Origin of the sequence: Paraburkholderia sp. UYCP14C (assembly GCF_004197395.1) — a bacterium.
Lineage (GTDB): Bacteria > Pseudomonadota > Gammaproteobacteria > Burkholderiales > Burkholderiaceae > Paraburkholderia.
Genome location: NZ_SELS01000072.1, coordinates 1 through 25,171 on the forward strand (window position 1 = coordinate 1; position 25,171 = coordinate 25,171).

23 protein-coding genes and 1 pseudogene are annotated in these 25,171 nt (G+C 63.5%); 13 read left to right on the top strand and 11 right to left on the bottom strand.

Annotation, left to right across the window (positions count from 1 at the left end):
- Positions 1–1,029 (top strand): hypothetical protein (locus tag EVC45_RS37635; protein ID WP_168991612.1); only part of this gene is annotated, 1,029 nt, incomplete at its 5' end.
- Between the two features lie 560 nt (positions 1,030–1,589).
- A complete protein-coding gene (locus tag EVC45_RS37640) occupies positions 1,590–2,189 on the top strand; it encodes a rhomboid family intramembrane serine protease (RefSeq protein ID WP_129963196.1) in 600 nt (199 codons plus the stop codon).
- Between the two features lie 49 nt (positions 2,190–2,238).
- Here the strand turns inward: EVC45_RS37640 and EVC45_RS37645 are convergent, their stop codons facing one another.
- Positions 2,239–2,499 carry a DUF6723 family protein gene (locus EVC45_RS37645; RefSeq protein WP_129963197.1) on the bottom strand — a complete coding sequence of 87 codons (261 nt, stop codon included), beginning with the start codon at positions 2,497–2,499 and terminating at the stop codon, positions 2,239–2,241.
- Positions 2,500–2,866: 367 nt separating this feature from the next.
- On the opposite strand from EVC45_RS37645, the pseudogene EVC45_RS37650 reads away from it, so the two are divergent.
- The 4 genes and pseudogenes from EVC45_RS37650 to EVC45_RS37665 form a co-directional block, all read left to right on the top strand.
- A pseudogene (locus EVC45_RS37650) lies at positions 2,867–3,712 on the top strand (cytochrome-c peroxidase); the annotation flags it as partial.
- Positions 3,713–3,837: 125 nt separating this feature from the next.
- Positions 3,838–4,527 carry a lytic transglycosylase domain-containing protein gene (locus EVC45_RS37655; RefSeq protein WP_129963198.1) on the top strand — a complete coding sequence of 230 codons (690 nt, stop codon included), beginning with the start codon at positions 3,838–3,840 and terminating at the stop codon, positions 4,525–4,527.
- Between the two features lie 198 nt (positions 4,528–4,725).
- On the top strand, positions 4,726–5,640 hold the full coding sequence (locus tag EVC45_RS37660; RefSeq protein ID WP_129963199.1) for a DUF2242 domain-containing protein: 915 nt from the start codon (positions 4,726–4,728) through the stop codon (positions 5,638–5,640).
- 802 nt (positions 5,641–6,442) lie between these two features.
- The gene (locus EVC45_RS37665) at positions 6,443–6,694 is read left to right on the top strand and encodes a hypothetical protein (RefSeq protein ID WP_129963200.1); all 252 of its coding nucleotides are present in this window, start codon (positions 6,443–6,445) and stop codon (positions 6,692–6,694) included.
- Positions 6,695–6,847: 153 nt separating this feature from the next.
- Here the strand turns inward: EVC45_RS37665 and EVC45_RS37670 are convergent, their stop codons facing one another.
- Positions 6,848–7,777, bottom strand: coding sequence for a DMT family transporter (locus EVC45_RS37670; RefSeq protein WP_129963201.1), 930 nt, complete (start codon positions 7,775–7,777; stop codon positions 6,848–6,850).
- 240 nt (positions 7,778–8,017) lie between these two features.
- On the opposite strand from EVC45_RS37670, the gene EVC45_RS37675 reads away from it, so the two are divergent.
- Together EVC45_RS37675 and EVC45_RS37680 are read left to right on the top strand one after the other, a co-directional pair.
- On the top strand, positions 8,018–8,770 hold the full coding sequence (locus tag EVC45_RS37675; RefSeq protein ID WP_018418696.1) for an IclR family transcriptional regulator C-terminal domain-containing protein: 753 nt from the start codon (positions 8,018–8,020) through the stop codon (positions 8,768–8,770).
- Between the two features lie 266 nt (positions 8,771–9,036).
- A complete protein-coding gene (locus EVC45_RS37680) occupies positions 9,037–9,246 on the top strand; it encodes a hypothetical protein (protein WP_129963202.1) in 210 nt (69 codons plus the stop codon).
- Positions 9,247–9,396: 150 nt separating this feature from the next.
- On the opposite strand, the gene EVC45_RS37685 is transcribed toward EVC45_RS37680, so the two are convergent.
- Together EVC45_RS37685 and EVC45_RS37690 are read right to left on the bottom strand one after the other, a co-directional pair.
- Positions 9,397–9,675 carry a hypothetical protein gene (locus EVC45_RS37685; protein ID WP_129963203.1) on the bottom strand — a complete coding sequence of 93 codons (279 nt, stop codon included), beginning with the start codon at positions 9,673–9,675 and terminating at the stop codon, positions 9,397–9,399.
- A 53-nt stretch (positions 9,676–9,728) separates the two neighbouring features.
- Positions 9,729–10,487 carry a Mut7-C RNAse domain-containing protein gene (locus EVC45_RS37690; protein WP_129963204.1) on the bottom strand — a complete coding sequence of 253 codons (759 nt, stop codon included), beginning with the start codon at positions 10,485–10,487 and terminating at the stop codon, positions 9,729–9,731.
- A gap of 93 nt (positions 10,488–10,580) precedes the next feature.
- Here EVC45_RS37690 and EVC45_RS37695 point away from each other — a divergent pair, with 93 nt between their 5' ends.
- A complete protein-coding gene (locus EVC45_RS37695; RefSeq protein WP_129963205.1) occupies positions 10,581–11,450 on the top strand; it encodes an NAD(P)-dependent oxidoreductase in 870 nt (289 codons plus the stop codon).
- Positions 11,451–11,558: 108 nt separating this feature from the next.
- Complete coding sequence (locus tag EVC45_RS37700) at positions 11,559–12,194, top strand: LysE family translocator (protein ID WP_129963206.1); 636 nt, start codon at positions 11,559–11,561, stop codon at positions 12,192–12,194.
- 244 nt (positions 12,195–12,438) lie between these two features.
- On the opposite strand, the gene EVC45_RS37705 is transcribed toward EVC45_RS37700, so the two are convergent.
- The 6 genes from EVC45_RS37705 to EVC45_RS37730 form a co-directional block, all read right to left on the bottom strand.
- A complete protein-coding gene (locus tag EVC45_RS37705) occupies positions 12,439–13,263 on the bottom strand; it encodes an OmpW family protein (protein ID WP_129963207.1) in 825 nt (274 codons plus the stop codon).
- A 154-nt stretch (positions 13,264–13,417) separates the two neighbouring features.
- Positions 13,418–14,677: a DUF2957 domain-containing protein gene (locus EVC45_RS37710; protein WP_129963208.1), complete on the bottom strand. Its 1,260-nt coding sequence runs from the start codon at positions 14,675–14,677 to the stop codon at positions 13,418–13,420.
- A gap of 123 nt (positions 14,678–14,800) precedes the next feature.
- Complete coding sequence (locus tag EVC45_RS37715) at positions 14,801–16,186, bottom strand: DUF2957 domain-containing protein (protein WP_129963209.1); 1,386 nt, start codon at positions 16,184–16,186, stop codon at positions 14,801–14,803.
- A gap of 479 nt (positions 16,187–16,665) precedes the next feature.
- Positions 16,666–17,613 carry an N-acetyl-gamma-glutamyl-phosphate reductase gene (gene argC, locus EVC45_RS37720; protein ID WP_129963210.1) on the bottom strand — a complete coding sequence of 316 codons (948 nt, stop codon included), beginning with the start codon at positions 17,611–17,613 and terminating at the stop codon, positions 16,666–16,668.
- 222 nt (positions 17,614–17,835) lie between these two features.
- The gene (locus tag EVC45_RS37725) at positions 17,836–18,408 is read right to left on the bottom strand and encodes a flavodoxin family protein (protein ID WP_129963211.1); all 573 of its coding nucleotides are present in this window, start codon (positions 18,406–18,408) and stop codon (positions 17,836–17,838) included.
- Positions 18,409–18,500: 92 nt separating this feature from the next.
- Complete coding sequence (locus tag EVC45_RS37730; RefSeq protein ID WP_129963212.1) at positions 18,501–19,097, bottom strand: YbhB/YbcL family Raf kinase inhibitor-like protein; 597 nt, start codon at positions 19,095–19,097, stop codon at positions 18,501–18,503.
- Between the two features lie 270 nt (positions 19,098–19,367).
- Between EVC45_RS37730 and EVC45_RS37735 the strand changes: the two genes are divergently transcribed.
- Complete coding sequence (locus EVC45_RS37735) at positions 19,368–20,057, top strand: response regulator (RefSeq protein WP_129963213.1); 690 nt, start codon at positions 19,368–19,370, stop codon at positions 20,055–20,057.
- A gap of 129 nt (positions 20,058–20,186) precedes the next feature.
- Here EVC45_RS37735 and EVC45_RS37740 read toward each other — a convergent pair whose 3' ends face one another.
- Complete coding sequence (locus tag EVC45_RS37740) at positions 20,187–20,873, bottom strand: orotate phosphoribosyltransferase (RefSeq protein WP_018418686.1); 687 nt, start codon at positions 20,871–20,873, stop codon at positions 20,187–20,189.
- A 336-nt stretch (positions 20,874–21,209) separates the two neighbouring features.
- On the opposite strand from EVC45_RS37740, the gene EVC45_RS37750 reads away from it, so the two are divergent.
- Together EVC45_RS37750 and EVC45_RS37755 are read left to right on the top strand one after the other, a co-directional pair.
- Positions 21,210–22,454: an MFS transporter gene (locus tag EVC45_RS37750; RefSeq protein ID WP_129963214.1), complete on the top strand. Its 1,245-nt coding sequence runs from the start codon at positions 21,210–21,212 to the stop codon at positions 22,452–22,454.
- Positions 22,455–22,820: 366 nt separating this feature from the next.
- Positions 22,821–25,103, top strand: coding sequence for an NADP-dependent malic enzyme (locus EVC45_RS37755; protein ID WP_129963215.1), 2,283 nt, complete (start codon positions 22,821–22,823; stop codon positions 25,101–25,103).
- The last annotated feature ends 68 nt before the right edge of the window (positions 25,104–25,171 follow it).

Below are 25,171 nucleotides of genomic sequence, written 5' to 3' on the forward strand. Positions count from 1 at the left end.
CGAAGCCCGTCAGGAAAGGCTGATGAAGCTGGCCGCCTGAGCTGCAAAAGCTTGTCCAGACAACCGGAGCCGATACAGAACTTCAATTCCTTAATGGTGCAGCTCTGCGAGGAAGAAGCGAGCGGCTACAATCGGAAAAAAGACAAGATTCAGCAGGAAGAGCGAAGACAGGCAACGCGAGCGCGTGGTGTATCGCTTCGGCAATTTGAAAGACTCATGTTTAAAGCGATGGCGTTCCATAACTTGCATGCTGATAGGTCGCATCTTCGCGATAACCTCAGTCTCCGGGCAGGGTTGGATGGGTCGCCAGCCCTCAACTTCATGCGCTCGCAAGAAAAGCGACGTGGCGATGCGAGGCGGAAGCTGTCGACGAGGGAAGTGTTTAGCAGATTCGTTCCATGGAAGCCCTATACCGTTCGTAACGGACTAGTGCATTTCAAGTTCAAAACTAGATATAAGTCAACGGAACTCGAGAAGCTGTGGGTAGAACACATGCGGATACCTAAGTCCGACCGAGGCCCACTATCGATTCCCGTGAAGCGGTTGGAAGGTAGTCCCAACGTCCTAATCTGGAAGATGCCCAACGGCGAGGAGGGTTTGCGGAAGATTATCCGTGCGGATAGGGAACGAATTCGCGGAATGAGATGGGCCGAGCTTGATTTGACGCTGGAATCTGACTCTATTCGAAAATCTGGAAATGACCAGAAACGACGCGTTGCTCGCGACCGCGTGACCGTCGCGCAGGACGAGCAGATTTCGGCCGCCGAGGCAGTTCGAGAGGCTAACGGCGACATTGTCGAGATGGAGGGGGCGTCCATAACAGATGCAAAAATGAGGGCAACAGCACATCGTGACCGCAAATGGGGCGAGGCCCAGGCAGCCGCGGCTGGCATTGACACCAAGCAGATTGTCGTTCCCGCCGCTGCGCAAACATCGAAGTCAACCGCAGCCGACGAAGACTACGCGGCTAGGTTCCGAGCGAAGAAGTTGTCGCGTGGCAGTCCTCCAACGGCGACTTCATCTCACTAGCGCTTCGCGACCACGCCACAAACTGGCGTGGTCGCAGGCGGCCAGCTCAAGCCTAGAAGGTTGAATCGACGAAACTGATGGGATGCTGGGCTTTCTTTACCGTCGGCCTATTGGCCGCGGACGCCCAGGCGAGTCATCGCTCCGTGACGGTCTAAGCCCATCCGGCTTAGCAATCCAGTTTTGAGGCCCAAGCCCGCGAAGTCAGGCGGAACGCGGCGTATGCGGTTCTAATTCGGAAACGCGGCGAAGTCGGCTTGGCCTCATTGCTGTGCATTTTGGTCGGCTGCAGCATGCTCCAAAGCGTTTACCATTTCGGTACCTTATTGATTTATTGGTATTTTCCGTTGAGCCGGGCGCTGGACCGGTTCTGTATACGCTTCTAATTTGATTGAGCACGCAGCACACCGACCCGCAGGCTCGCGCCAAATCAGCCGCACCGTCACGCGGTGCGGCTGACGAAACACCCACCGCTTCAACCGGCATCTGTCGTTTCACGATGCCTCGACTTGACGACGCCACATCGACTACCCTCTGTCGACATCCCCCGTGGCCTCGTCACCATGAAGACCTCATCCCCCAACACGCTGACCGGGAAGCTCAAGTCGCGCGTCGTGCTGATCGCGCTGTTCGTCGGTTCGATGTGGGCCGTGTTCATTCTGTCGGTTGCGTTGCCGTTCCTGCATCTGAACGAGCACGGCGTCGTGCCGCGTTCGCTCGGCGGCTTGCAGGGCATTCTGTTCGCGCCGTGGCTGCATGCGAGCGTCGGACACATCGCCGCCAACACCAGTGGGCTCGTCGTGCTCGGCTGGCTGTGTACGTGGCCGGACATCGGCGGCTTCTGGCGCGCGACCATCGGCGCGATGCTCGGCGCCGGTCTTTGCGCGTGGCTATTCGGCGCGCCGTATTCGGTGCATATCGGCGCGAGTGGGCTGGTGTTCGGCTATGCAGGTTACCTGGTTGCACGCGGCTATTACACGCGAAATCTTCTGTCGATCCTCGTGGCCCTGGTGGTGGTCGGCAGCTACGGTCTGAGCCTGCTGTTCGGTGTGCTGCCGATCTATCCGGATGTGTCGTGGCAGAGCCATATCGGCGGCGTGCTCGGGGGTGTGCTCGCCGCGCGTTCAGGGGCAGGTGCGGCACGCCGGGTGCGGGTGCGCTGACGCAGATGTCTCGCCCAGGGGGACGCAAGCAGTTCGAGAACGTCCCGGCTTACAACTCCGGCCGCGCCAGATCGCTCGCGACGATATGTTCGCCATACACCTGCGCGGCCGCGAGCGCTTCGACGCGGCTCGGATGCGGGCCCAGCTCAGGTGCGCCGTCGAACGGAAACAGCACGCGGCCGTCGGTCGTGCGCACCACCTTCAACACGCCGAAGAAGCGCCGGTAGCCGGCCATCTTCGCGCTCGCCGAAATCTCGAAGTCGTCCTCCGAGGTGCCCGGGACGCTGGGAATAAACGCGGTTCTGCTCATAGCTGAAAACATCGGTTGTTCATCGATGCGGTGCGCAACATACGCACGGCCGACCTGCATTGTCTCAAATCCGCTCGAAGCGTGAAGCGAGCGGGCATCCCGTCGCCATGCGAGCAAATGCGCGATGCCGACACATTCGACGTTCTTCGACGAACTTAGCGATGAAATAACGTCAAAAATTTCATGGAAATGTCATGAGCACCCCCTCCTAAAGTCCGCCCGCTGCCTTGCGTGAACGGTCAGCCGGGCGGCCTGACGAGCGCGAACACGTTCCTGCAGAAGTGGGTGCCGATCATCACCGCGTCGCCGGTGCTCCAGAAGGACGCTCTGCGAAACGGATAACGCGCCGGTCGGCGGCTTCGGCTGGGACGGGCGCTTCAACTATCTGCACGATCAGGCGAGCTTCCCGCTGTTCAACCCGAACGAGGTGGCCAACAAGGATCCGGCCGCCTTGCTCGCGAAGATGCAACGTGCGCCGTACGCGACGCGCTTCAAGGAAGTGTTCGGCCAGAACATCTTTGCCGATCCATCGAAAGCGTTTACGCAGGCGATGTACGCGATCGAGCGCTTCGAGCTCGAAGACCCGAGTTTTCATCCGTACACGAGCAAGTTCGATTACTACCTCGATGGAAAAGTGCAACTAACTGCACGAGAGTTGCACCGCAAAAAGCTGTTCGACGACCCCGCCGCCGGCAATTGCGCGTCCTGTCACACCGACCAGTCGGGCGTGAACGGCGCCCATCCGCTCTTCACCGACTTCAACTTTCAGGCGCTAGGCGTGCCGCGCAATCCGGAGCTGAAGGTCAACGCCGATCCGAAGTACTTCGACATGGGCCTGTGCGGACCCTTGCGCATGGATCAGAGCGACAAGCTGAACTGTGGGCTGTTCAAGTCGGTATCGCTGGGCAATACCGCGACGCGTCACGTGTTTTTCCACAACGGCCGCTTCCATACGCTGAAGGATGCGCTGCGTTTCTACGTGCAACGCGATACGAACCCGGACAGGTGGTATCCGAAGGATGCCCACGGCAAAGTCGACAAATTCAACGATCTGCCGGTCGCATTGCGTGTGAACGTCGACACGACCGACGAGCCGCTGACCCGCAAAACAGGCGAGCGTCCGGTCTGGTCCGAGCGCGATATCGACGACGTCGCCGCGTTCCTCGCGACGCTGACCGACGGCTACGACCTGAAGGCCAACGCGCTCAGATAAGCGCATCGAAGAATGCGAACAGTTCTGGTCGCCCTTGATTTAAAAGACAAAAATTGTCGAAGAAAGGCGCCGCCCGGCACGGCGGCGCTATAATGCGCGGATCTTTGCTTCCTCCGTCGTCCGCCATGAGCCGGTTACTTTGCCTGATCGTGCTTTCGTTGGGCCTCGCGCAAACCGCCGCGGCCGACGAAAACACTGACCGAATATCGGCGTACCTGACGCAGAAGTTCGGTGTGGGCAAAGAAAAAGCTCAAAAGATCTCCGACGCGGTGCAATCCGCCGCCAACAAATACTCCCTCCCTCCGGCGCTGCTGCTCGCCATCATCTCCATCGAATCCCGCTTCAAGGAAAAAGCCCGCGGCGCCAACGGCGCGACCGGGCTGATGCAGGTCGTGCCGCAGGCGCACCGCGGGCTGCTGCGCAACGTCAAGGACCTGACCGAGCCGGGTGCGAACATCGAAGCCGGCTCGGCGATTCTGTACGGCTACATGCGCTCGGCAAACGGCGATCTGGACACCGCGCTCAAAAGCTATGGCGGCTCGAAGGCCTATGCGCAGAAGGTGAATCTGCGTGTCGAGGATTTCGCGGCGGTTGCGACGCCCGCAGACGGCGCTTCAGAGGCCGCTGGACGGGCTCCGTCGTGCGAGGCCGATCGTTGCGCCGGCACGAACCCGTGGGCCGACGCGTTCAGCGTGCCGGCAGCGCTCACTCCAGCTGCGGCACCGGCGGCAAGCGGGGCGGTCGCGGCATCGAGCGCAGCCTCTGGGTCGACTTCGGCCGCGACAGTCGGCTCGACGCGCGCGCCGTCGAAGTAAGCGCGCTCGCGCGTTTTCTTGTCCGATTTCCGACTGCTCACGCTGCTGCGAAGCTCCTGCTGTCTCCATCAAGCCGATGTGCTGTTACCCGCCGTAACCGGGCCTGGGCTGCACCTTGCACGCCTTTTACGCACGTGACGCTGCCCGCTCTACAATGCATTCCCATTCGCGCTCACGAGGCGCTTCTTGCACCTGATCATGCAGATCTCCTTTTCCCGCACCACCGCCGCGGCCCTGTTCGGCCTGCTCGCGATCACGGCATGCAGCAGCACGCCGCAACCCAAATTCACTCAGGAACTGTTCGAAACCGGCGCAAGCCCGTACGCGCGCAATTTCAATTCGAGTACCGGCGATAGCTGCGAAGCCGCGCGCCGCGCGCTGCTGAGCCAGGGCTATCTGACGACGATGTCGCATCCCGATACCGTCGACGGCACGAAGAATTTTCAGCCGAACGGCGATTCGCACGTGGTCGTCGAATTTCACGTCGTCTGCACGCCCGGCGAAGAGGCGGCTGATACCAGCATCGTTTATGTGAACGCGGTGCAGAACGGCTTCGCGTTGAAGAAGAGCGATACGTCGGCGAGCGTCGGGCTGAGCGTACTCGGTTCGCTGTCGCTGCCGATCCGCTCGAATAGCGATGCGATGGTGAAGATCTCGAGCGAGACGATTCCGTCGGGCAAGTTCTACGATCGCTTCTTCAGCCTCGTCGATCATTATCTGCAGACCGTCGTGCGCACGCAGCCGGTGACGAGCAGTGCGATCGAAACGCGCACGCTGCCGATGCAGGTGACCACGCCGCTCCAACTGACGATTCCTGAGCCGGTGCCCGAGCCGATACCGCCAACGACTCCCGCTGCCGTTCCGGCGGCGCCGAGCGTGCCGGTTCAGGCGACGTCGTCAGCGCCCGTCCCGCTGACGACAGGCACGCCCGTCACAGGAATGGCGCCAGTCACGGCTCAGGCGGTCAAGTTAGTGCCCGCGCCCACGCCGGTGCAGTTAACCGCGCCCGTAGCCGTTCCGTTAACGCCGTCCTCACCCGTCACCCAACCCGCCGACCCGATCGGCCAGGCGGCAGCAATCGAACCGGCGAGCGGTACGACGCTGGTGCCGTGATCAAGGCGCCGCCGCTTTCGCATCGAGGCTGGTCAAGGTCAGATCAGCCTCTGATTCAGGCGCGCAGCGATATTCACCTTATGGTGTTTACTTGATACGTATACATACGTAGTAGTAGTTAACAAGGGTTAACCGATTCTGTGGATAACTTGCAAATGTCGCGCCGCTTCAACAGCATGCGAAATCCATAACCCTGCGGAACACGTCGGTAGAAAAACTACATAAGTTGGATAAGTTCCAACACCTATTAACCGACCCCCACCTTTATCAAGAATCCGCGCACAGGCTGTTCATCGCGCTATCCCGAGGTTATTCAGAGGTGGCTGTGGATAACTGCCGCCTCCGAACGACGCATCCGTTGCTCCCGCGCCGACAATAGGCCGCCACAACCATGCTTCGCACGATGCGAAGCGCTCGCCAACGCACAGATTTCCGTCGACCGAACGCGCAAATTGATAACGCGGTACGAAGATTGCGTACGTTCTTATTGCAAGCGCAACTGTTGCTATTTAGTCAAAACCATTTGGCCAGAGCAGAATCCGGCATAAAGTTAAAGTGCTTTGTGAGGTTTCTGGTGCAGTGCGGGGGGATGTATGAAACGCAGATCAGCACGACAGTTAGTCCGTCTTCTCTCGGACCTTCGACATGCGGCCCATTGCAGTTCGTTACGCGCTGCCGCGACTAATCGGGTGATGGCGCTGGCGGCCGCCGAGGCCGCCGAGAACGGCGACTCCACTTGCGACGACGACAACCCCGAGTCCACGCGCGACGCGCTGCGGGACAAGCTGTTCCGGAGCAGATCATGAGAGCCGCGAGCGAGCAGTCGTTGCGGTTTCTGGTCGAGAAGTGGCTGGCGCCGTCGCCGGCCGAACCAGTTCACGTGACGGAGTTCAGCCGCACGCGCACGGGCGGGCGGCGTTATGTGAGGGTGCAGACGTCGTCGGAAGAGGGCGGGCGCGGTTTGTTCTTCTTTCGTCACGACGACGGCTGCTGGTGCGTGTTTCCGCCGACCGCCGATACGCCGAGCCTGCTCGCCCATCCGCGCGCGGCATAGTTGGGCGAATGGGCAAGACGCCTATCGGCGCGCACCGGGCAGCGTGCACCGCGCGTTGGCGTCGAATGGCGTTGTAAACCGCTGATAATCCTGTTGTCGATTCGGCAGTCGGTCCTGACAGCCCGCTCAACGCCTCACTACCCAGCCACTTTTTTACGACGTCTGCGGCGTACGCTGCCGGGCACGCTTCCACCCCGGCAGTACCTGACACACGATCAATCCCGCCAGCATCAGCGCACAGCCGAACAACGCGCGTGCCGTGAGCGTTTCGCCGAGCACGAGCCAGCCCGCGAATGCCGCGAACACACCTTCCATGCTAAAAATCACCGCCGCATGCGAGGGCGCCGCGTAGCGCTGCGCGACCACCTGGATCGTATACGCAACCCCCACCGACAACGCTCCGCCGTACGCGATCGTCGGCGCGGCGCGCGCGATCACCTCGGCGCTGACGGGTTCGACGACAACACCGATCGCCAGACACACGAGCCCGCAAGTCACGAACTGCACTAGCGCGAGCATCAGCGTGTCGTGGCGCGCCGCGAAGCGGCCGACCAGCATCATCTGCGCGGAAATCACCAGCGCCCCGGCAAGCTGATACCAGTCGCCATAGAGCATCGAGAAGTGCTCGTCGACGCTCAGGAAGTACATGCCAACCGCCGCGAGCAGCGCGCCGAGCCACGTCCCGAGGCCGGTCCGGTGGCGAAACAGCACGCCGAGCAGCGGCACGATCACGACATACAGCGAGCTGATGAAGCCCGCGTTCGCGATCTTCGTGTACTGCAGGCCGATCTGTTGCAGCGAGATCGACACGGCCAGCACGACGCCGAGCAGCCCGCCCGCGCCAAGCAGTTCACGGGCTCCGCCAGGGGCGCGCTTCGTCAGTTCGGCGAGCGCCGGGCGGCGCACGCAGACGATCATCGTCAGCACGACGAGCGCGCCGAGAAGAAAGCGCAAACCAGTGAACAGGAACGGGCCGATCGTGTCGAGGCTGAGCCGCTGTGCGACGAACGCAGAGCCCCAGATCATCGCGGCGATCAGCATCAGCACGTTCGCGCGCAGGTGTTGGCGGGTATCGGGATTCAAGGTGTTCTTCTGATTTGTCGTGTGGATCGTGCTGGGAAACCGCGCAGGCGCACCGTACGGTGCCTGGCCGGTAAGGAATCGCTCACATGATACGCGGGCCTCGCGCAGCGGGGCAGGCAAAGCCCGCGAGTCGCGCGATAATCGCGCAACGGCCGCGCGGTCGCCGGCGTGTGAATCTCCGTGGTCGAGCGACTTGCCGAGCGGACCGCGAACCCTCGCTCACTTCCACGAGCAAACGACATGGACGACAAGGACTGGATCGCGGGTGCCGCGAAGGCGCTTGCGATCATCGAAGCATTCGACGAAGAGCACGCGCGCATGACGCCCACGATGGTCGCCGCGCGCGCCGGCCTGTCGCGCACGGCCGCACGTCGCTATCTGCTGACGCTGCGCGAGCTCGGCTACGTCGACACCGACGGCAAGCTGTTCTGGCTCGCGCCGCGGGTGCTGCGGCTCGGCCAGTCTTACCTCGATTCGGCGCGCCTGCCGCGCACCGTGCAGCCGTTCCTGCAGCGGATCACCGCGACGGTGCAGGAAACCGCGCTGGTCGCGATCCTCGACGAACACGACGTCGTCTATGTCGCGCGCAACGGCGTGAATCGGGCGATGGCGGTCGGTTTCGTGACCGGTTCGCGCGCGCCGGCGCCGTTGTCGTCGGCGGGGCTCGTGCTGCTCGCGTTCCAGCCGCCCGACAGCATCGACCCGTGGCTCGCGTCGTATCCCATCAAGGTTTTCACGCCGTACACCTATTCGACGGTCGAGCGGCTCAGGGAAGTGCTCGGCGAAATCCGCCGCAACGGCTACGTGGTCACCGACCAGCAACTCGAGATCGGTGTGCGCGGCGTCGCGGTGCCGTTGCGCGACCGGCACGGTACGGTGGTCGCGGCGATCAGCGTCAGCATGCCGATCGGCGAGGAGTCGGCGAACGCCGCGCTGCACCGCGTTTTGCCGGCGCTGCAGGAGACCGCGAGCCTGCTGCGGAACCTCGTTTGAGCGCGGCGAAGCGGTCGATGAAGGGCGCAGGAGGCGATTTTCGCGCACTCGGGAATGTCCCTGGTATGGCTTGCCGGTCGACTGAAAGCACGCTGAAAGCAGGCTGTCTCCCGGAAAATACATATCGAGTTTTACGCATGACAAAACGCCTACGCTTGGGTAATACTCTCCCGCGGGGAGCGCAAGGCGCCTCGAAGTCCAGCCCGCTCTACCGTGCAGCTGTATTCATTCACATTGACTCAGTCGTCTGGTTTGGGGATCTACACATGAAAAAAGTTATCGTCTCGCTCGCAGCCGCTTCGATCGCTCTCGTTTCCGTTCAGGCTTTCGCACAGGCATCGGATGCCGCTCCTGCGGCAGCTGCAAGCGCACCGAAGAAGCACCACATCAAGCAGCTGAAGACCCACGGCAAGAAGGCTCCGATTTCCGCCGCAGCTTCGGCCGCTGGCACGAACGACAAGGGCACGCAGAACTAAGCCGACGCCCGCCCGTCAGGCGGGTCGTACCGCTGCGTCGCGCCGCTTGGCGGCCGATGCGGCCGGTGGAGGCAAATGCGTTGCAAGCAAAAAGGCCGGAGCTCGCGCTCTGGCCTTTTTGCTTTTGCGGCGGATTTTGCGGGCGGAGGATCAGCCCGCAAGCCCGCGCCGGATCACTTCATCGAGCAGCCCGTTCAGGCCGTCCGGATGCGCGGCGGCGCGCGTCTTCAGTTCCTCCACCAGCTCGCTGTTGAGCTTGCAGGCAAACGGGACGAGGCCTTGCGCCTGGTCGAGCTTGCGCTGCTCGCGCCGGTCGATTTTCGGCTCGGTCGCCGTGCCCATGCCGCCACGGCTTGCGGCCGCGTGCTTCATCGCGTTGCCCAGTTTCAGCGCCTTGTTCTTTTCAAGGTCGGTTTTTTTCATCGCCATAGGAAAGGCCTCTGCCAAATAGATCAACCCGCATTGTACGCAAGCGCACGGCGTCAGCCGATGCGCTCCGGTGTGCCGGCGGACACGCTATCCATCAACGCGCGCATCCTCTGCCAATGCGTGCCTTCCCAGAATACGCGTCGGCATACGTCGCAGGTGACGAAGCGGCTATGCCGCTGGAGCACGCCGTGCGGCACGCGCGGGCCGGCTTCCTCACGCGCGATACGTCGCAGCGGCGCATTGCATACCAGGCATAGCCGAAACGGTTGCGCGCTGCGCGCAAGATCGAGTCGATCGAACACTTCGCGCAACTGCTCGCGCGGCCGCAGCGCGCGTACGTAGCAGCCATGCGTGATGTTGCGGCGTTTGAGCAGCTCGCGGTCGCGCGTCAGCACGATGCGCTGCTGCGCGGCGGCGAGTGCCTCGATGTCGGCGTCGCGGAAGTGGTTGTCGTACAGCGTATCGAAGCCCGCGAGCCGCAGCAGCGGCGCGAGGCCGCCGAGATGCGCATCGGCGATGAAGCGCATTACCCGCAGGGGCCGCTCGCGCACGCGCAGCAACGGCTGGATGTCGAGCGCCTCGAATTTCGGATAGACCGCGACGCGGTCGCCGTCGGCGAGCGGATGATCGAAACCGACTGAGTCGCCGTTCACCAGGATCAATTCGACCTCGGTATGCGGTACCCCGAGCACCTCGATCATGTGCTTGGCGGTCGCGTCGCGCGCGCAGACGCAGGTGAACTCGCGCCGGCGCAGCGGCCGGGCGATGAAGTCGTTCAGCTCCTCGTAGAAGCGGAATGTCGCGGTGACCATGCCTGCAGTATCGCACCGCTCGGGTTGCGGGTTGTCCTGCGCTTGTCGCATGAGTGTGCTTTACTTCGGGTTCTTTAGAAGACGGAGCGATAGATGGACATCGGTTTTATCGGTCTCGGCGAGATGGGCGCCGTGATGGTTGCAAACATTCTGAAAGCCGGGCATCAGGTGCGCGTGTGGAACCGCTCGCCGGAAAAGGCGCAGCCACTGGCCGGGCTGGGCGCGCAGATCGTCGCGACGCCGGCAGAAGCGTTTGCGGGCGACGCCGTGTTCTCGATGCTCGCCGACGATGCCGCGCTGCGTGAAGTCATCACCGCGTCGCTGCTCGAACATGCGCCGCGCGGGCTGATCCACGCGAACATGGCGACGATTTCCGTGACCCTCGCCGAGGAACTGGCGACCGCGCACGCGTCGCGCGGCGTGCATTATGTGGCCGCGCCGGTGCTAGGGCGCCCCGACGTCGCGGCCGCCGGCAAGCTGACGATCGTGGCAGGCGGCCCGGCCGAATCGATCGACCGGATCCAGCCGATTTTCGACGCGCTCGGCCAGAAGACCTGGCGCATCGGCTCGCTGCCGCAGCAGGCGAACGTGATGAAGCTGGCCGCGAACTTCATGCTCGGCGCGGCGATCGAGACGCTCGGCGAAGCGTCCGCGCTCGTAACAGGCCACGGTGTCGCGATGCAGGACTTCCTCGACGTGATCACGAGCGGCCTGTTCCCGGGACCGGTTTACTCGGGCTACGGCAAGCTGATCGCCGAGCAGCGCTTCGAGCCGGCGCTGTTCAAGGCGCGCCTGGGGCTGAAGGACGTGCGCCTCGCGCTCGCCGCCGCCGATGCGGTGACGACCCCGATGCCGGTCGCGAGCGTGGTTCGCGACAGCCTGATCGAAGCGATCGCGCATGGCGACGGCGAGAAGGATTTCGCCGTGCTGGGCCAGGTGGCGGCGCGGCGCGCCGGCCGTTGACGGTGGCCGTCGATCGCCGCACGCGAGCGATCGACGTAACGTGGCCGCATGGAGCCATGCCGGGCGGCAAGGCATAATAGCCGCCCGATTTCCCTATCCCCGATTCCGATGACTCTGCATACCTGGTGGCTGTTCGCCGCCACCGTTTTCGTCGTTTCCGCGATTCCCGGTCCCAACATGCTGCTCGTGATGACGCACGGCGCCCAGCACGGCCTGCGCCGCGCGAGCGCGACGATGGCCGGCTGTCTGTCGGCGCTGGTGCTGATGCTGGCGGTATCGGCCGCGGGGCTCGGCGTGTTTCTGGCGGCATGGCCGACCATGTTCAACGCTTTGCGCATGATCGGCGCGGCTTATCTCGTGTATCTGGGCATCAAGGCATGGCGCGCGCCGGCCGACGAAACCGCCGCGCAGAACGTCGATGAACTTTCGGCCAGGCCCGCGCGCTCGCGCTTCGCGCTGTTTCGCAACGGCTTTCTGGTCGCAAGCAGCAATCCGAAGGCGATCCTGTTCGCGGCCGCGCTGCTGCCCCAATTCATCGATGCCACCCAGCCGAAGTTGCCGCAGTTCGGCGTGCTGCTCGCGACGTTCGCGTCGATCGAGGTCAGCTGGTATCTGGTGTACGCGGGTTTCGGCACTCGCATCGGCGTAAAGCTGAAGAGCCGCAGCGTCGCGCGAATGTTCAACCGGCTGACGGGCGGTGTGTTCGTCGGTTTCGGCGCGATGATGGCGCTGGTGCGCCAGTAAGCACCCCGCCTCCCGGCAGACAAGGGGAAACTGAAGCGTACTGATGTGACCGTTGTATGTTTGCAACTTGAGGGTCAACCCTAATTTTAATGTTGCAACGCACCAAGCGGTTTGCTATAGTACGTCTTGTCTCCTCCATGTCTCCTCTGATATGGATTCAGCCCGCCAACTTAGGCGGGCTTTTTTTTGCCCGAAATTCGCCGCGTGCGGGCAAGCGCCACCGCGATCCGAAAGCAGGCCGAACTCAGAACTTATACGACACGGCCAGGTAGGAAATGATCGGGTTCGCGCTCAGATCCGCCTTCGACACGCCAAGCTCCGTCCCATCCGCCGCCTTGATGATGACCGACGACGTCGTCTTCAGCGGGATATACGTGACCGATGCGACGAGCCCCCAGTGCTCGGTGATGTTGTACGCGAGGCCCGCGTTGAACACCGGCGCCCACGACGACGACGCCTTCGCCGACACCTGCGTCAGCCCCGGCTTGCCCGCTCCGGCGGCGAGCACGGCGCCGAGGTTCTCCTGCGTCGATTGCACGAAGTTCTGGCTTAGCTGGACATCGGAGAACCAGTTGTACGACACGCCGACGCCGACGAACGGCCGCAGCTTCGCGCTCGGCGTGTTGAAGTAGTACTGGAACAGCAGTGCCGGGCTCCACTGGCGCACGCTCTTCACGATCGGATTGGCCTGCGGATCGCCCAGATCCTGCTGGCCGAGCGCGCCGGCCGGTCCCGGCGGTTTGATCGTGCCGTGGCCGTAGATCTTGAACGTCGGCGGCAGGCCCGCGACGGTCGTCACCGCGATGTGGTCGGTCAGGTAATGGCTGAACACCAGGCCGACCGTGTTGGCGGAGTTGGTCGACAGACCCGTGCCGGGCGACGTGAACGAACTGGGCAGCCGCAGCGGCGTGTTGATCGGCGTCGGCGCGACGTAGGTCGTGAGCGGCGTGCTCGAATCCTGCGGCATCACGTGGAACCAGCCGAGCGCGGCAACGTTGTCGCCCGCATGCTGGGCGTAGGCACTGGCCGACAGCAGCGTCGCCAGTATCGCGATACAGATTTTATTCATCGTGTTCCTCTTCGGGCGCCGCAGCGCTCGAGCGCGCGCGACGGGCGGCGACGGGCCGTGGGCCCGGCCGCTGAGTGGGAGGTTCGGAGGGCGTGAGCCGCCGCGTCGCCGCGTGCTCTGCCGGCGAGGCAGGCACCACGGCGCGCGGCGCCGGTCACTGGACGAAGGCGCCGATCGTGAAGTACGGCGAAGCGGCGTTGGTCATGTCGAGGTAGCCCAACACACCGCCTGTGAAGATCATCTTTCCGGTCGGCTTCGTGCCGGTCGATGCGCCCACCTGCGTGGTCGTCACGACGCCCGGCACGGTCTGCGTGAAGTCCAGATTCAGTGCGGTCGCGAGCGAAGCCTGCGACGCGTTGAACGGATCGAGCAGCGTGGCCTCGCTGCCCTCGAGCGCGGTGGTGCGGTAATCGAACTGGCTATCCACGCCGATGTACTCGCCGTTCTGCGCATTCGCCGCGGTGGCCGTTTGCGGGGCGAGGATCGAGATGCCGGATTCGTCGTCGGCGTAGGGGCCGGTCGAGCCGTTGACCGGCGTGGTCGCCGACGGGTTCGCGGCGCCGGTGCGCACGAGGATCGGCACCAGTTGGCCCTTCAGCTTGCCGACGATCATGTAGCCGCGCGCTTTGGGCGTCGTCGCGAGCGTCGGCTTCGCTTGGCCCCGGAAATTGTCGGTTTCGAACGCGCCGCTGCCGCTATCGCCCGCGACCGGGAAGTTGCTGCCGGGCTGCTGGCAGATACCGGCGTTGACGCCGGTGTTGTCGCACTCGGTCCACGTGCCGTCTTTGTTGATCGTGATCTTCGAATCGACCGCGACCGGCGCGAAGTTCTGCGACGGCACCTGGTGATAGCCGAGCTGGTTGTACGTGCCCGCGACGTTCGCAAGATTCGTCTCGATCGACGAAAAGCCGATGAACGGGTAGTACGGGAACGTGGTATCGGGCACCGCGCCAACGCCGAGCACACCGCCGAACGAGATTTCCGCGCCGGGAATCGTGCCGCCCGCTACACCTTCACCCACGAATATCCGCGCCGGCCGGCTCGCATCGAGACTCGCGCCGTTCAGACGGAACGCACACTGGTTCAGCTTGCTTGTCGGCAGCAGCGTTTCCTGGGTCAGCGTGCCGCTCGCCGTCTGGCCCGCGCGAGTCGGGGTGACGGTGCCGGTGGTGGCGGGAATCGGCGACTGGATATAGCTCACCTGCCACGTCATCTTCGTCGTATCGAGCTGCAGCTTGACGAGTTCGCCGTCGCCGCCGCCGCCCGTGAAGACCGTGCCGTAATCGAGCGACGCAGGGCACAGCCGCGTTTCGGTCATCGGTCCGTCGCCGTTACTGCTGCCGCCGCCACCACCGCCGCACGCCCCCAGCAACGGTGCGCACAGTGCCAGCACCGAAATGATTTTCGAATTCATACCGCCTCCCGGATGTTCTCGTTGTGTGTGGCCGGCTCCCATTCCGGCCACCTTCCGCCCATGTGTCCCGCACTGAGCAGCGCGGGTCGACTGCGCGTTGCGCGCAGCGGGTGCCTGTTGCTCTTATCTGCTGATCTGCGCGCCGATGCCGAAGTACGGCGCGCTCGGCGTGTCCGCATTCGCCGACGTCGAGGCGATGCCGCCGTTTTCTGCGCCCTGAATTACAGTCGCGTACAGCCCGCCCGACGCGATCGCGAGGCCGGCGTGGCCCGTGCCGTCCTGCACGTTGACGAGACCGGGGTTCGACGCGCCGTAGCTCAGACCTAGCGAGCTTTCCGCGGCCGACGTCGACGGATTGATGAACGTCGCGGCCGCGCCCTGAACCAGCGTAGCCGTGTACTTGAAGTTCGAATCCGCGCCGACGTAGCCGCCGTCGAAGCCGCCCGAGGCGAGCGGCGTCGCCGCGGCGAGCATCGCGATGCCGGATTCGTCGTCGACTTGCGGGGAGAGCAGGTTGCTCGTGTCGACGTAGCCGGTGCGGACCACGAGCGGGACCGTCGCGCCGTTGAGCTGGCCGAGGATCATGTGCGCGGTGCCGTACTTGCCGGTGCGCAGCGGATTGCTCGCGGCGCCGGTGCTCGGCACGATCTGCGGCGGGTTGGTGCTGTCGAAATAGCCGTTGCCGTTCAGCGTCAACGCGTTGCCGGTGCTCAGACAGCCTGTCGAGCTCGATGACGTGCAGTTGCCGCTCGCGTCGAAGGTTTCGACGGAGTTGGTGGCGACGGTTTCGTAGTTCGCGGTCGGCGACAGGTGGTAAAGCAGCGCGTTATAGGTGCCGGGCAGCTTCGTGATGTCGGTGGTGGTGCTCGCGAAGCCGAGGAACGGATAGAAGTCGAAGTGCCGCTTGTTGACCGCGCCGATGGCCGGAAGGCCGGGCAGCAGCGTGATGCCCGCGTACTGGACCGTCGCGCCCGGAATCCCGCCGCCGGCGACGCCGTTGCCGATCAGGATCATCGGCGGGTTCGGGTTGTTGACGAAGTCGGGCGTCGTGTAGGTCGTGCCGTCCGACGCGGTGCCGGTGCCCGCGCCGAGGATGAACGCGCAGCGCGTCTGCTCGGCGGTCGGCAGCATGCCGGTGGGCGGGTGAATCACCGCGCCCGCGATCCGCGTGCCCTTGCGGGTGACGGAGACGCTCGCGCTAGTGAGCGGAATCGGCGACTCGAGCCACTTCAGCGTGTAGGTCATCGCGGTCGCGTCGATGTTCAGCTGCACGATTTCGCCGCTGCCCGCGCCACCGAGGTAGGTGCCTTTGACGATGTCCGCGGTGTCGGGGCATAGCGTCGCGGTGGTCGCGCTCGGTGTCGGCGCGCCCTGGGTGCCGCAACTCGCGCCCGAGCATTGCGTCGGCGTGACGGGGCCCGGATTGTCGGCTTTGCCGCCGCCGCAAGCGATAAGAAAAGGTGCGGTGGCAATGGCGATTGCCAGGCCGCGAGTCATGGCGTGCGACATGCTGCTGTCTCCCTTGGTTTAATTGTGCGGGAGTCATTTTGCTGTGCGCTTATTGGCTGTCAATTGAATGAGCCGTCTAAAAACAGCAATTCAAACAGTGCGAATTTAAGCGTGTGCGCACTGCACGGACATGCGCGGTTCTTTTAAACGGAAAAGGATTTTTCACGCTGAATGCGGCATCGTTGCTTTGCCGCACAGCCTTTCTGGACAGCCGTCTTGGCAAAATGGCTCTATCATCGTGGCACGCTCGTTCGCAAAAAAATCCGGAATTTCCCTATGCGGAAGATAATGCAGAACGATGTAATTGCGAGGAATGAATTACCGATTCGAGTGAGTAATTTTATTTTTATTTTTTGAGTAATCCGGGTGACTACCGAATAGAAACATTTCGTTTCAACTTTAACGGGCGCGCATTAAAACAAAAAAGCCGGTCTGCAAAGACCGGCTTTATTTGGGAACTGCGGACGCTCGCGAAGCGCCTAGCGCTTCAGACCGCTGTCTTCGGCCGCGCCGATCGCGAGATTCATGCACTGGATCGCCGCACCCGACGCACCCTTGCCGAGATTGTCCAGACGCGCGACGGTCACGAAACGCTCCTCGTTGCCGAACACGAACAGGTCGACGCGGTTGGTGTCGTTGTTCGCCTGCACGTCGAAGAAGCCGTTGTCGAGATTCGCGTCGGCGTCGAACGGTGCAACGTGCACGAACGCTTCGCCCGCGTAGTACTCGGCGAACAGAGCCTGGACGTCCCGCGGCGTCGCTTTCTTCGCGAGCTGACCCGGCGAGAAGTACGTGGTGACCGCGAGGCCCTTGTAGAAGTCGCCGACGATCGGCGTGAAGATCGGCGCCGACTTCAGGCCCGTATGCGCGGCCATTTCCGGCAGATGCTTGTGCGTGAGTGCGAGCGCGTACGGACGTGGGCTCTTGAGCCGGTCGTTGCCGCCGGCTTCGTAGTCGGCAATCATCTTCTTGCCGCCGCCGCTGTAGCCGGTGATCGAATAGGCGTGCGCGGCGAACTCGGGCGCGACGACGCCGCCTTCGACGAGCGGGCGCATCGCGAGCACGAAGGCCGACGCGTGGCAACCCGGCACGGCGATGCGCTTCGCGGTGCGCAGACGCTCGCGTTGCGAGCGGGCCAGTTCGGGCAGGCCATAGGCCCAGTCGGGCGAGGTGCGGAACGCGGTGCTCGCGTCAATCAGCACCGTGCGGTCGTTCTCGACGAGCGACGCGGATTCGCGCGAGGCGACATCGGGCAGGCACAGGAACGTGACGTCCGACGTGTTGATGAGACGACGGCGCTCGTCGAGGTCCTTGCGCTTCGCTTCTTCGATACGCAGGATTTCGACGTCGGCGCGCTGCGACAGGTATTCAAAAATCTTCAGGCCGGTCGTGCCTTCCTGTCCGTCGACAAAAACTTTCGTGCTCATCTCGATCTCACTCGCTGGAAACGGGGCGCGACGCCGCGCCGGAACGTTATTTTAAGACTTCATCGCCGCGACCGTGCGGTGCAGCGCGAAAAAACGACGATGCGCGCGCAACGTGACATCGGCGTGACCTGTTGCGTGGCGAAAGCGGGCTGATGACTGAAGATGAACCACAGATGCGTCGGGACGTTATTCCCGAGCCGTTCAGCCATTAGCCACGCGCGGCTACCCGCGCGGCGCGATCCATCGCGCGGTCACGCCCGCGATGCGCGCGCCGAACAGGCGCGCGGTTTCGAGATCGCCCGGCGGCGGTGCTTCTTCGGGCGACGCATCGGCCGCCGATTGCGTGAGCAGTCCGGTAAAGCCGCCGACGAAGTTCAGATCGTTGCGCGTCGCGGCCTTCGTGTTCGACGGCATCATGCCGGTGCCCGCCCAGATCATGCTGTGCTGCATCGCCAGCGTGACGAAGTATTGGATCGTCGAGAACTTGTCGCCGTTCATCGTCGCCGAGTTCGTGAAGCCGGCCGCGATCTTGTCTTTCCACGCCTGGCCGAACCACGGCTTCGAGCTCGCGTCGGCGAACTTCTTGAAGTCGGCCGACGGGCCGCCCATGTAGGTCGGCGCGCCGAAGATCAGTGCGTCGGCGGCGGCGAGTTCGTCCCACGACGCGTCGTCGAGGTCGCCGACCGCCATCATCTTCGCCTGCGCACCGGCTTCGAGCGCGCCCGCGAGCACGGCTTCGGCGACCTTCTTCGTGTGACCGTAGCCGCTGTGATAAACGATGACGATCTTCGACATTGAGTGCTCCAGCAAAGCAATCGGGGAGGTGAACGGCACGAGCAGGGCGAGGCGGCGCGGCAAGCGCGCCATGATGGCCGCGATGGCAGCCGCTAGCGCCCGTAATTGACCACCAGCCGCGCGCTGCCGATCGTGGCCGTGCCGATCTCGTGATCGAACATCAACGCGGGACGTCCTTGCGCGAGACGCAGATCGGCCGAGTTCAGCGCGTACACGGTGATGATATAGCGATGCGGTTTGCCGGGCGGCGGGCAGGGGCCGCCGTAGCCGTCGGTATCGAAGTCGTTGCGCGCTTCGACCGCGCCGAGCTTGTGCAGGAAACCGGATGAGCTCGCATTCTCGGGCAGGCTGTCGACCGTGGCCGGGATGCCCGCGACCGCCCAATGCCACCAGCCGCGGCCCGGCGCGTCCTCGTCGAACATCGTGACCGCGAAGCCACGCGTGCCGGCCGGCGCGTCGCGCCATGAGAGCTGCGGTGAATGGTTGGCGCCCTTGCAGTCGTTCTGGTCGAACACCTGCGCATTCTGCACGGCGCCGCCCGCGCGCACGTTCGCGCTCGTCAGCGTGAATACCCCGTCGGCCCGCGCAACGGCGCTATGCGCCGCGGATAGCGCGAGCATCGCGCCGACGGCGAGCGATCGGTGCCGCCTAGATGAAGTCAGCGAAACAACCAGGCAACGCATGCGCATATGCCGGTTCTCCTGTCAGGGCGCGAGGCGCGGGTCCTCGCGATGGTCGTTGTCCTGAATTGTGCCCCAAGGTCGAATCAAGTCTAACATCAGCGCTGATTAGCTCTGCGACGCAATATGTTCGCGTCTCGCGGAATTAGCAGATAGGAATTCAGCTATAGTGGCAGCCGATGTCGCGCGACCCTGGCTGCATTTGACTCGTTTGAATTGCGAGCGTCGAAATAAGTGTTGGAAGTTGTGGAGGCCGGTATATCGGTCCAGAGGAGGACGATGCGAGTTTCACTCAGGGTCGTGGTGGCAGATGATCATCCGGTTATTCTGTTCGGCGCCGAACACGCGCTGCTCAAGTTTCCCGGCATGCAAGTCGTTGGGCGCGCGAGACAGTCCACTGAACTCGTCAAAATATTGCAGTCCACCGAATGCGACGTGCTCGTCACCGATCTGGCCATGCCGGGCGGCCAGTACGGCGATGGCTTGCAACTCATCGATTATTTGCGCCGCAATTTCCCGAACCTGCCTATCGTCGTGCTCACCATGCTCGAGAACGCCGCGCTGCTCAAACGGCTCAGGGAGCTTGGCGTGACGTCGGTCGTCAACAAATCGGACGACCTGAGCCATATTGCGCTTGCGGTACAGTACGTCGGCCGTCGCATGACCTATATGAGTCCGTCGGTGAAGGCCGTGCTCGATGGGTTGCGGGTCAATTCGGTCGGCAAGCGCGACGACTCGATGCTGTCGCGGCGCGAACTCGAAGTCGTGCGCCTGTTCGTCTCGGGTTTGACGATCAAGGAAATCTCGGAGCGTTTGAATCGCAGCATCAAGACGATCAGCACGCAGAAAAACGCGGCCATGCGCAAGCTCGGAATCGATCGCGACTCCCAACTATTCCAGTATGCGCAGAGCAACGGTTTGCTGAATCTGTCGTCGAACTCGCGTAATGACATCGCGAACGAGTCCTGAATTCGCGCCTCGTTTTGTCCGCTGAATAATCGGCAATAAAAAAGCCGCCTGCTTTGCAACAGGCGGCTTTTTCATTCAACTCGCATAAAGCAGTTACGCTTTTATTGTCACTGCTTTACCGGGACGGCCTTATTGCGGCGTAGACGTTGCGCCGCCATGCGCAGCGGACCACTCGGCCGGCGCATGCAGGAATTTCTCCACTTCGTCGATCGTCTTCGTGTCGAAGTAGTTGTTTTGCTTCGCGACGCGCAGCACGTCCCACCAGGTGGCGAGCGCGTGCAGATCGACGTCGATGTCTTTCAGCACCGACACGCTTTCCTTGAAGATGTTGTAGTGGAACAGCACGAAGCAGTGGTTCACCGTCGCGCCGGCGGTGCGCAGCGCGTTGATGAAGTTGATCTTGCTGCGGCTGTCGGTCGTCAGGTCTTCGACGAGCAGCACGCGCTGGCCTTCGGTCAACAGACCTTCGATCTGCGCGTTGCGGCCGAAACCCTTCGGCTTCTTGCGCACGTACTGCATCGGCACCATCAGGCGGTCGGACAGCCATGCTGCGAACGGGATGCCCGCGGTTTCGCCGCCGGCGACCGCGTCGATCTGCTCATAGCCGACGTCGCGCAGGATCGTCGCTTCGGCCATTTCCATCAGGCCGCGGCGCACGCGCGGATACGAGATCAGCTTGCGGCAGTCGATATACACCGGGCTCGCCCAGCCGGACGTGAAAATATACGGTTTCTCCGCGTTGAAATGCACTGCTTGCACTTCGAGCAGCATCTTGGCGGTAGTGTCGGAGATCGTCTGGCGATCGAAGCCTGTCATGGGCGGATCCTTCGGAGTGAGCGGGGGAGAAGCGGGCGCCGGGCAAGCGGGCGCCGGGCCCGGTGGCGCAGCAAGCGGAGTATGCCGCGCCATGCTGGGCGGCGCAGGGCGGTATACGCGGCCGGGGGAAGAACACAGACCGGCTTTTGCTGCGCGCGTGGGCGGCTATTTTACCTGAAATGAGTCGCCCCGAGGAGGCCGTCGCGCGCAGCGGCGCGGCCGGCGGGCGCTTCGGTGCGCGCATCGTCTTGTGACCGGTTGAGGCCGCCTTTACACTCACGCGACTTTCCCGGGCGGCACTCACGCAGCCGCCTTCAGACCTACGGAATGCTTTCAATGAACGCCGCTCCACCCGCCTCTGCCTCCGCCACCGAGACCCGCCCAGCCGTCAAACCGGGCTATGCGGGCCGCGCGCTGCTCGCGTCGGTGCTGGGCTACGCGATGGACGGCTTCGATCTGCTGATCCTCGGCTTCATGCTGCCGGTGATCGCCGCCGACCTGCATCTGAGCTCGTCGCAGGCCGGCGCGCTGGTCACATGGACGCTGATCGGGGCAGTCGCGGGCGGCGTGCTGTTCGGCGTGCTCAGCGACTATTTCGGGCGCGTGCGCATGCTGACGTGGACGATCCTGATCTTCGCGGTGTTCACTGGCCTGTGCGCGCTGGCGCAAGGCTACACGGACCTGCTGATCTATCGGACCATCGCCGGCATCGGGCTGGGCGGTGAATTCGGCATCGGTATGACGCTGGTCGCCGAAGCGTGGCCGGCGTCGCAGCGGGCGCGGGTGTCGTCGTATGTCGGGCTGGGCTGGCAAGCTGGCGTGCTGGCGGCCGCGCTGCTGACGCCGCTCCTGCTGCCGCTGATCGGCTGGCGCGGCATGTTCGCGCTCGGGCTGCTGCCGGCGGTCGTGTCGTTCTTCGTGCGACGCCGCGTCGAGGAGCCGGCGCTTTTCAACCAGCGCGTCGCGCGCGGCATGCGCAAGCTGCCGCTGAAACTGCTGTTCGCCGATGCACGCACGACGCGCGCGAGCCTCGGCGTCACGATCCTGTGCTCGGTGCAGAACTTCGGCTACTACGGGCTGATGATCTGGCTGCCCAGCTATCTGTCGAAGACCTTCGGCTATTCGCTGACCAGATCGGGGCTGTGGACCGCCGCGACGATTCTCGGCATGGCGGCCGGCATCTGGCTGTTCGGCGTTGCGGCCGACCGCTTTGGCCGCAAGCCGACGTTTCTGTTCTACCAGGCGGGCGCCGTGGTGATGGTGTTCGTGTATGCGCAACTGACGACACCGATGGCGTTGCTGATCGGCGGCGCGGCGATGGGGGTGTTCGTCAACGGCATGATCGGCGGCTACGGTGCGCTGATTTCGGAGCTCTATCCAACCGATGCGCGCGCCACTGCGCAAAACGTGCTGTTCAACACGGGCCGCGCGGTGGGCGGCTTTGGTCCGATCGTCGTGGGCGCGTTGGCGGCGCGCTACTCGTTCGGCGCGGCGCTCGCGCTGCTGGCGTCGATTTACCTGCTCGACATCTTCGCCACACTGTTTCTGATTCCTGAGCGACGCGGCGTCGAACTCGACTGAGTTGAGCGCGTCGACGCGGCACCTCGTTCGATCGCTTCGAATCCCGCGAATGCGCGGACCATGCGCCGCGCATAACGCCTTGTCGCGCGGGGAAAAAAGCACGATCGGGCTATAGCGACGTGGCAACCACAGCGTCTGTTTCGCTAATGGCGAGTCCTGTTAACCACTCAGTGCATCGACACATCCGGGGTGTACACTGATCGACCCGCGAAGCACTCCACATCGTCCCGTCTTCGTCGAGGTAAGCCATCGCGCCTAACCGGGCGCGTGCGAAAACCGCCTCGGTCGGCTATCCATCCGACAGATGAAAGCGCTGCAATGGTGTGGGGCACCGGGCCCAATCACTTACGTCTCGCAGGCCTAGAAATGGACGAACAACTCAAGCAAAGCGCTCTCGCATATCACCAGAATCCGAAACCAGGCAAGATTTCGGTGACGCCCACCAAGCCGCTGTCGAACCAGCTGGATTTGTCGCTCGCGTATTCGCCGGGTGTGGCCGCAGCCTGTATGGCGATTTACGACGAACCGCTCGACGCGCAGAAGTACACGTCGCGCGGTAACCTGGTCGGCGTGATCACGAACGGGACCGCGGTGCTCGGCCTCGGCAATATCGGCCCGCTCGCCGCGAAGCCGGTGATGGAAGGCAAGGGGTGTCTGTTCAAGAAGTTCGCGGGCATCGACGTGTTCGACATCGAACTCTCCGAATCCGATCCGGACAAGCTCGTCGAGGCGATCGCGATGCTCGAGCCCACGCTGGGCGGCATCAACCTCGAAGACATCAAGGCGCCCGAGTGCTTCTACATCGAGAAGAAGCTGCGCGAACGTATGAAGATTCCGGTCTTCCACGACGATCAGCACGGCACCGCGATCATCGCGTCGGCGGCCATCCTGAACGGCCTCAAGGTGGTCGGCAAGAAGCTCGACGAAGTGAAGCTGGTTTGCTCGGGCGCGGGCGCGGCGGCGATTGCGTGTCTGGATCTGCTCGTCAATCTCGGCCTGTCGAAGAAGAACATTCTCGTCACCGACTCGAAAGGCGTGATCTACGAAGGGCGCGGCAACCTCGATCCGTCGAAGGAGCGTTATGCGGCGCACACCGAAGCGCGCTCGCTCGCCGATGCGATCCGCGGCGCCGACGTGTTCCTCGGCTGCTCGAGCGCCGGCGTGCTGAAGCCGGAGATGGTCGCCGAAATGGGCACGCAGCCGCTGATTCTCGCGCTCGCGAACCCCGAGCCGGAAATCCGTCCGGAAGAAGCGCGCAAGGTGCGCCCGGACTGCATCATCGCGACCGGCCGTTCGGACTATCCGAACCAGGTCAACAACGTGCTGTGCTTCCCGTTCATCTTCCGCGGCGCGCTCGACGTCGGCGCAACGACGATCACCGAAGAAATGAAGCTCGCGTGCGTGCGCGCGATCGCCGAGCTGGCCGAGGAAACCGACCAGGGCGATGAAGTCGCGAAGGCCTACGAAGGCCACTCGCTCGAATTCGGTCCCGAATACCTGATTCCGAAGCCGTTCGATCCGCGCCTGATCATCAAGATCGCGCCGGCCGTCGCTCAGGCCGCGATGGATTCGGGCGTCGCGACCCGGCCGATCCAGGACATGGACGCGTATCGCGAACAGCTCGGCACGACCGTCTATCGCACCGGCATGGTGATGCGTCCGGTGTTCGCGGCCGCGAAGTCGGCGCCGGCGCGCATCGTGTTCGCGGAAGGCGAAGACGAGCGTGTGCTGCGCGCCGCACAGTTCGTGCTGCTGGAAAAGATCGCCAAGCCGATCCTGGTCGGCCGTCCGTCGGTGATCGAGATGCGTCTGAAGAAGATGGGCTCGAAGCTCAAGTGCAGCGAAGATGTCGAGATCGTCAATCCGGAAGACGATCCGCGCTATCAGAAGAGCTGGCAGGCGTATCACGAACTCGGCGCGCGCGAAGGCGTGACGCCGGACGTCGCGAAGGCCGCGATGCGTAAGTTCAACACGTTGATCGGTGCGATCCTCGTGCATCTCGGCGATGCGGACGGCATGATCTGCGGCATGATCGGCCAGTACCACACGCACCTGAACTTCATCGAGCAGGTGCTCGGCAAGGCCGACGACGTCGAGAACTTCGCCGCGATGAACCTGCTGATGCTGCCGGGCCGCAATCTGTTCATCTGCGATACGTACGTGAACGAAGTGCCGACGTCCGAGCAACTAGCCGACATGACGATGCTCGCCGCGCGCGAAATCGAGAAGTTCGGCATCACGCCGAAGGTCGCGCTGCTGTCGAACTCGAACTTCGGCAGCGCGCCGTCGTCGTCGTCGCAGCGCATGGCCGCGGCGCGCAAGCTGATCACGGAACGCGCGCCGTCGCTCGAAATCGACGGTGAAATGCACGGCGACGCGGCACTGTCGGAGACGATCCGCAAGGCCGCGTTCCCGGGCACGACGCTCGCCGGCGAAGCGAACCTGCTGATCATGCCGAACGTCGAAGCGGCGAACATCGCGTACAACCTGCTGAAGGTCGTGGGCGGCGAGGGCGTGACGGTCGGCCCGTTCCTGCTCGGCGCGGAAAAGCCGGTGCATATCCTGACGCCGGCCGCGACCGTGCGCCGGATCATCAACATGACGGCGGTTGCTTCGGCGAACGCGCGCAAGTCGGTGAACGCGAAGTAATCTGCATCGAGTAAGCGCGACGCGGGCGCGGCGGTAACGCGCGCGCGACGGCCTCGGCAAAAACGCTG

What these genes read in the sequence shown, in the direction of transcription:
- EVC45_RS37640 (WP_129963196.1), top strand. Translation starts at nt 1,590, where the DNA reads ATGAAGACCTCATCCCCCAACACGCTGACCGGGAAGCTCAAGTCGCGC.
- EVC45_RS37645 (WP_129963197.1), bottom strand. Translation starts at nt 2,499, where the DNA reads ATGAGCAGAACCGCGTTTATTCCCAGCGTCCCGGGCACCTCGGAGGAC.
- EVC45_RS37655 (WP_129963198.1), top strand. Translation starts at nt 3,838, where the DNA reads ATGAGCCGGTTACTTTGCCTGATCGTGCTTTCGTTGGGCCTCGCGCAA.
- EVC45_RS37660 (WP_129963199.1), top strand. Translation starts at nt 4,726, where the DNA reads ATGCAGATCTCCTTTTCCCGCACCACCGCCGCGGCCCTGTTCGGCCTG.
- EVC45_RS37665 (WP_129963200.1), top strand. Translation starts at nt 6,443, where the DNA reads ATGAGAGCCGCGAGCGAGCAGTCGTTGCGGTTTCTGGTCGAGAAGTGG.
- EVC45_RS37675 (WP_018418696.1), top strand. Translation starts at nt 8,018, where the DNA reads ATGGACGACAAGGACTGGATCGCGGGTGCCGCGAAGGCGCTTGCGATC.
- EVC45_RS37680 (WP_129963202.1), top strand. Translation starts at nt 9,037, where the DNA reads ATGAAAAAAGTTATCGTCTCGCTCGCAGCCGCTTCGATCGCTCTCGTT.
- EVC45_RS37685 (WP_129963203.1), bottom strand. Translation starts at nt 9,675, where the DNA reads ATGGCGATGAAAAAAACCGACCTTGAAAAGAACAAGGCGCTGAAACTG.
- EVC45_RS37690 (WP_129963204.1), bottom strand. Translation starts at nt 10,487, where the DNA reads ATGGTCACCGCGACATTCCGCTTCTACGAGGAGCTGAACGACTTCATC.
- EVC45_RS37695 (WP_129963205.1), top strand. Translation starts at nt 10,581, where the DNA reads ATGGACATCGGTTTTATCGGTCTCGGCGAGATGGGCGCCGTGATGGTT.
- EVC45_RS37700 (WP_129963206.1), top strand. Translation starts at nt 11,559, where the DNA reads ATGACTCTGCATACCTGGTGGCTGTTCGCCGCCACCGTTTTCGTCGTT.
- EVC45_RS37705 (WP_129963207.1), bottom strand. Translation starts at nt 13,263, where the DNA reads ATGAATAAAATCTGTATCGCGATACTGGCGACGCTGCTGTCGGCCAGT.
- EVC45_RS37710 (WP_129963208.1), bottom strand. Translation starts at nt 14,677, where the DNA reads ATGAATTCGAAAATCATTTCGGTGCTGGCACTGTGCGCACCGTTGCTG.
- EVC45_RS37715 (WP_129963209.1), bottom strand. Translation starts at nt 16,186, where the DNA reads ATGTCGCACGCCATGACTCGCGGCCTGGCAATCGCCATTGCCACCGCA.
- argC (WP_129963210.1), bottom strand. Translation starts at nt 17,613, where the DNA reads ATGAGCACGAAAGTTTTTGTCGACGGACAGGAAGGCACGACCGGCCTG.
- EVC45_RS37725 (WP_129963211.1), bottom strand. Translation starts at nt 18,408, where the DNA reads ATGTCGAAGATCGTCATCGTTTATCACAGCGGCTACGGTCACACGAAG.
- EVC45_RS37730 (WP_129963212.1), bottom strand. Translation starts at nt 19,097, where the DNA reads ATGCGCATGCGTTGCCTGGTTGTTTCGCTGACTTCATCTAGGCGGCAC.
- EVC45_RS37735 (WP_129963213.1), top strand. Translation starts at nt 19,368, where the DNA reads ATGCGAGTTTCACTCAGGGTCGTGGTGGCAGATGATCATCCGGTTATT.
- EVC45_RS37740 (WP_018418686.1), bottom strand. Translation starts at nt 20,873, where the DNA reads ATGACAGGCTTCGATCGCCAGACGATCTCCGACACTACCGCCAAGATG.
- EVC45_RS37750 (WP_129963214.1), top strand. Translation starts at nt 21,210, where the DNA reads ATGAACGCCGCTCCACCCGCCTCTGCCTCCGCCACCGAGACCCGCCCA.
- EVC45_RS37755 (WP_129963215.1), top strand. Translation starts at nt 22,821, where the DNA reads ATGGACGAACAACTCAAGCAAAGCGCTCTCGCATATCACCAGAATCCG.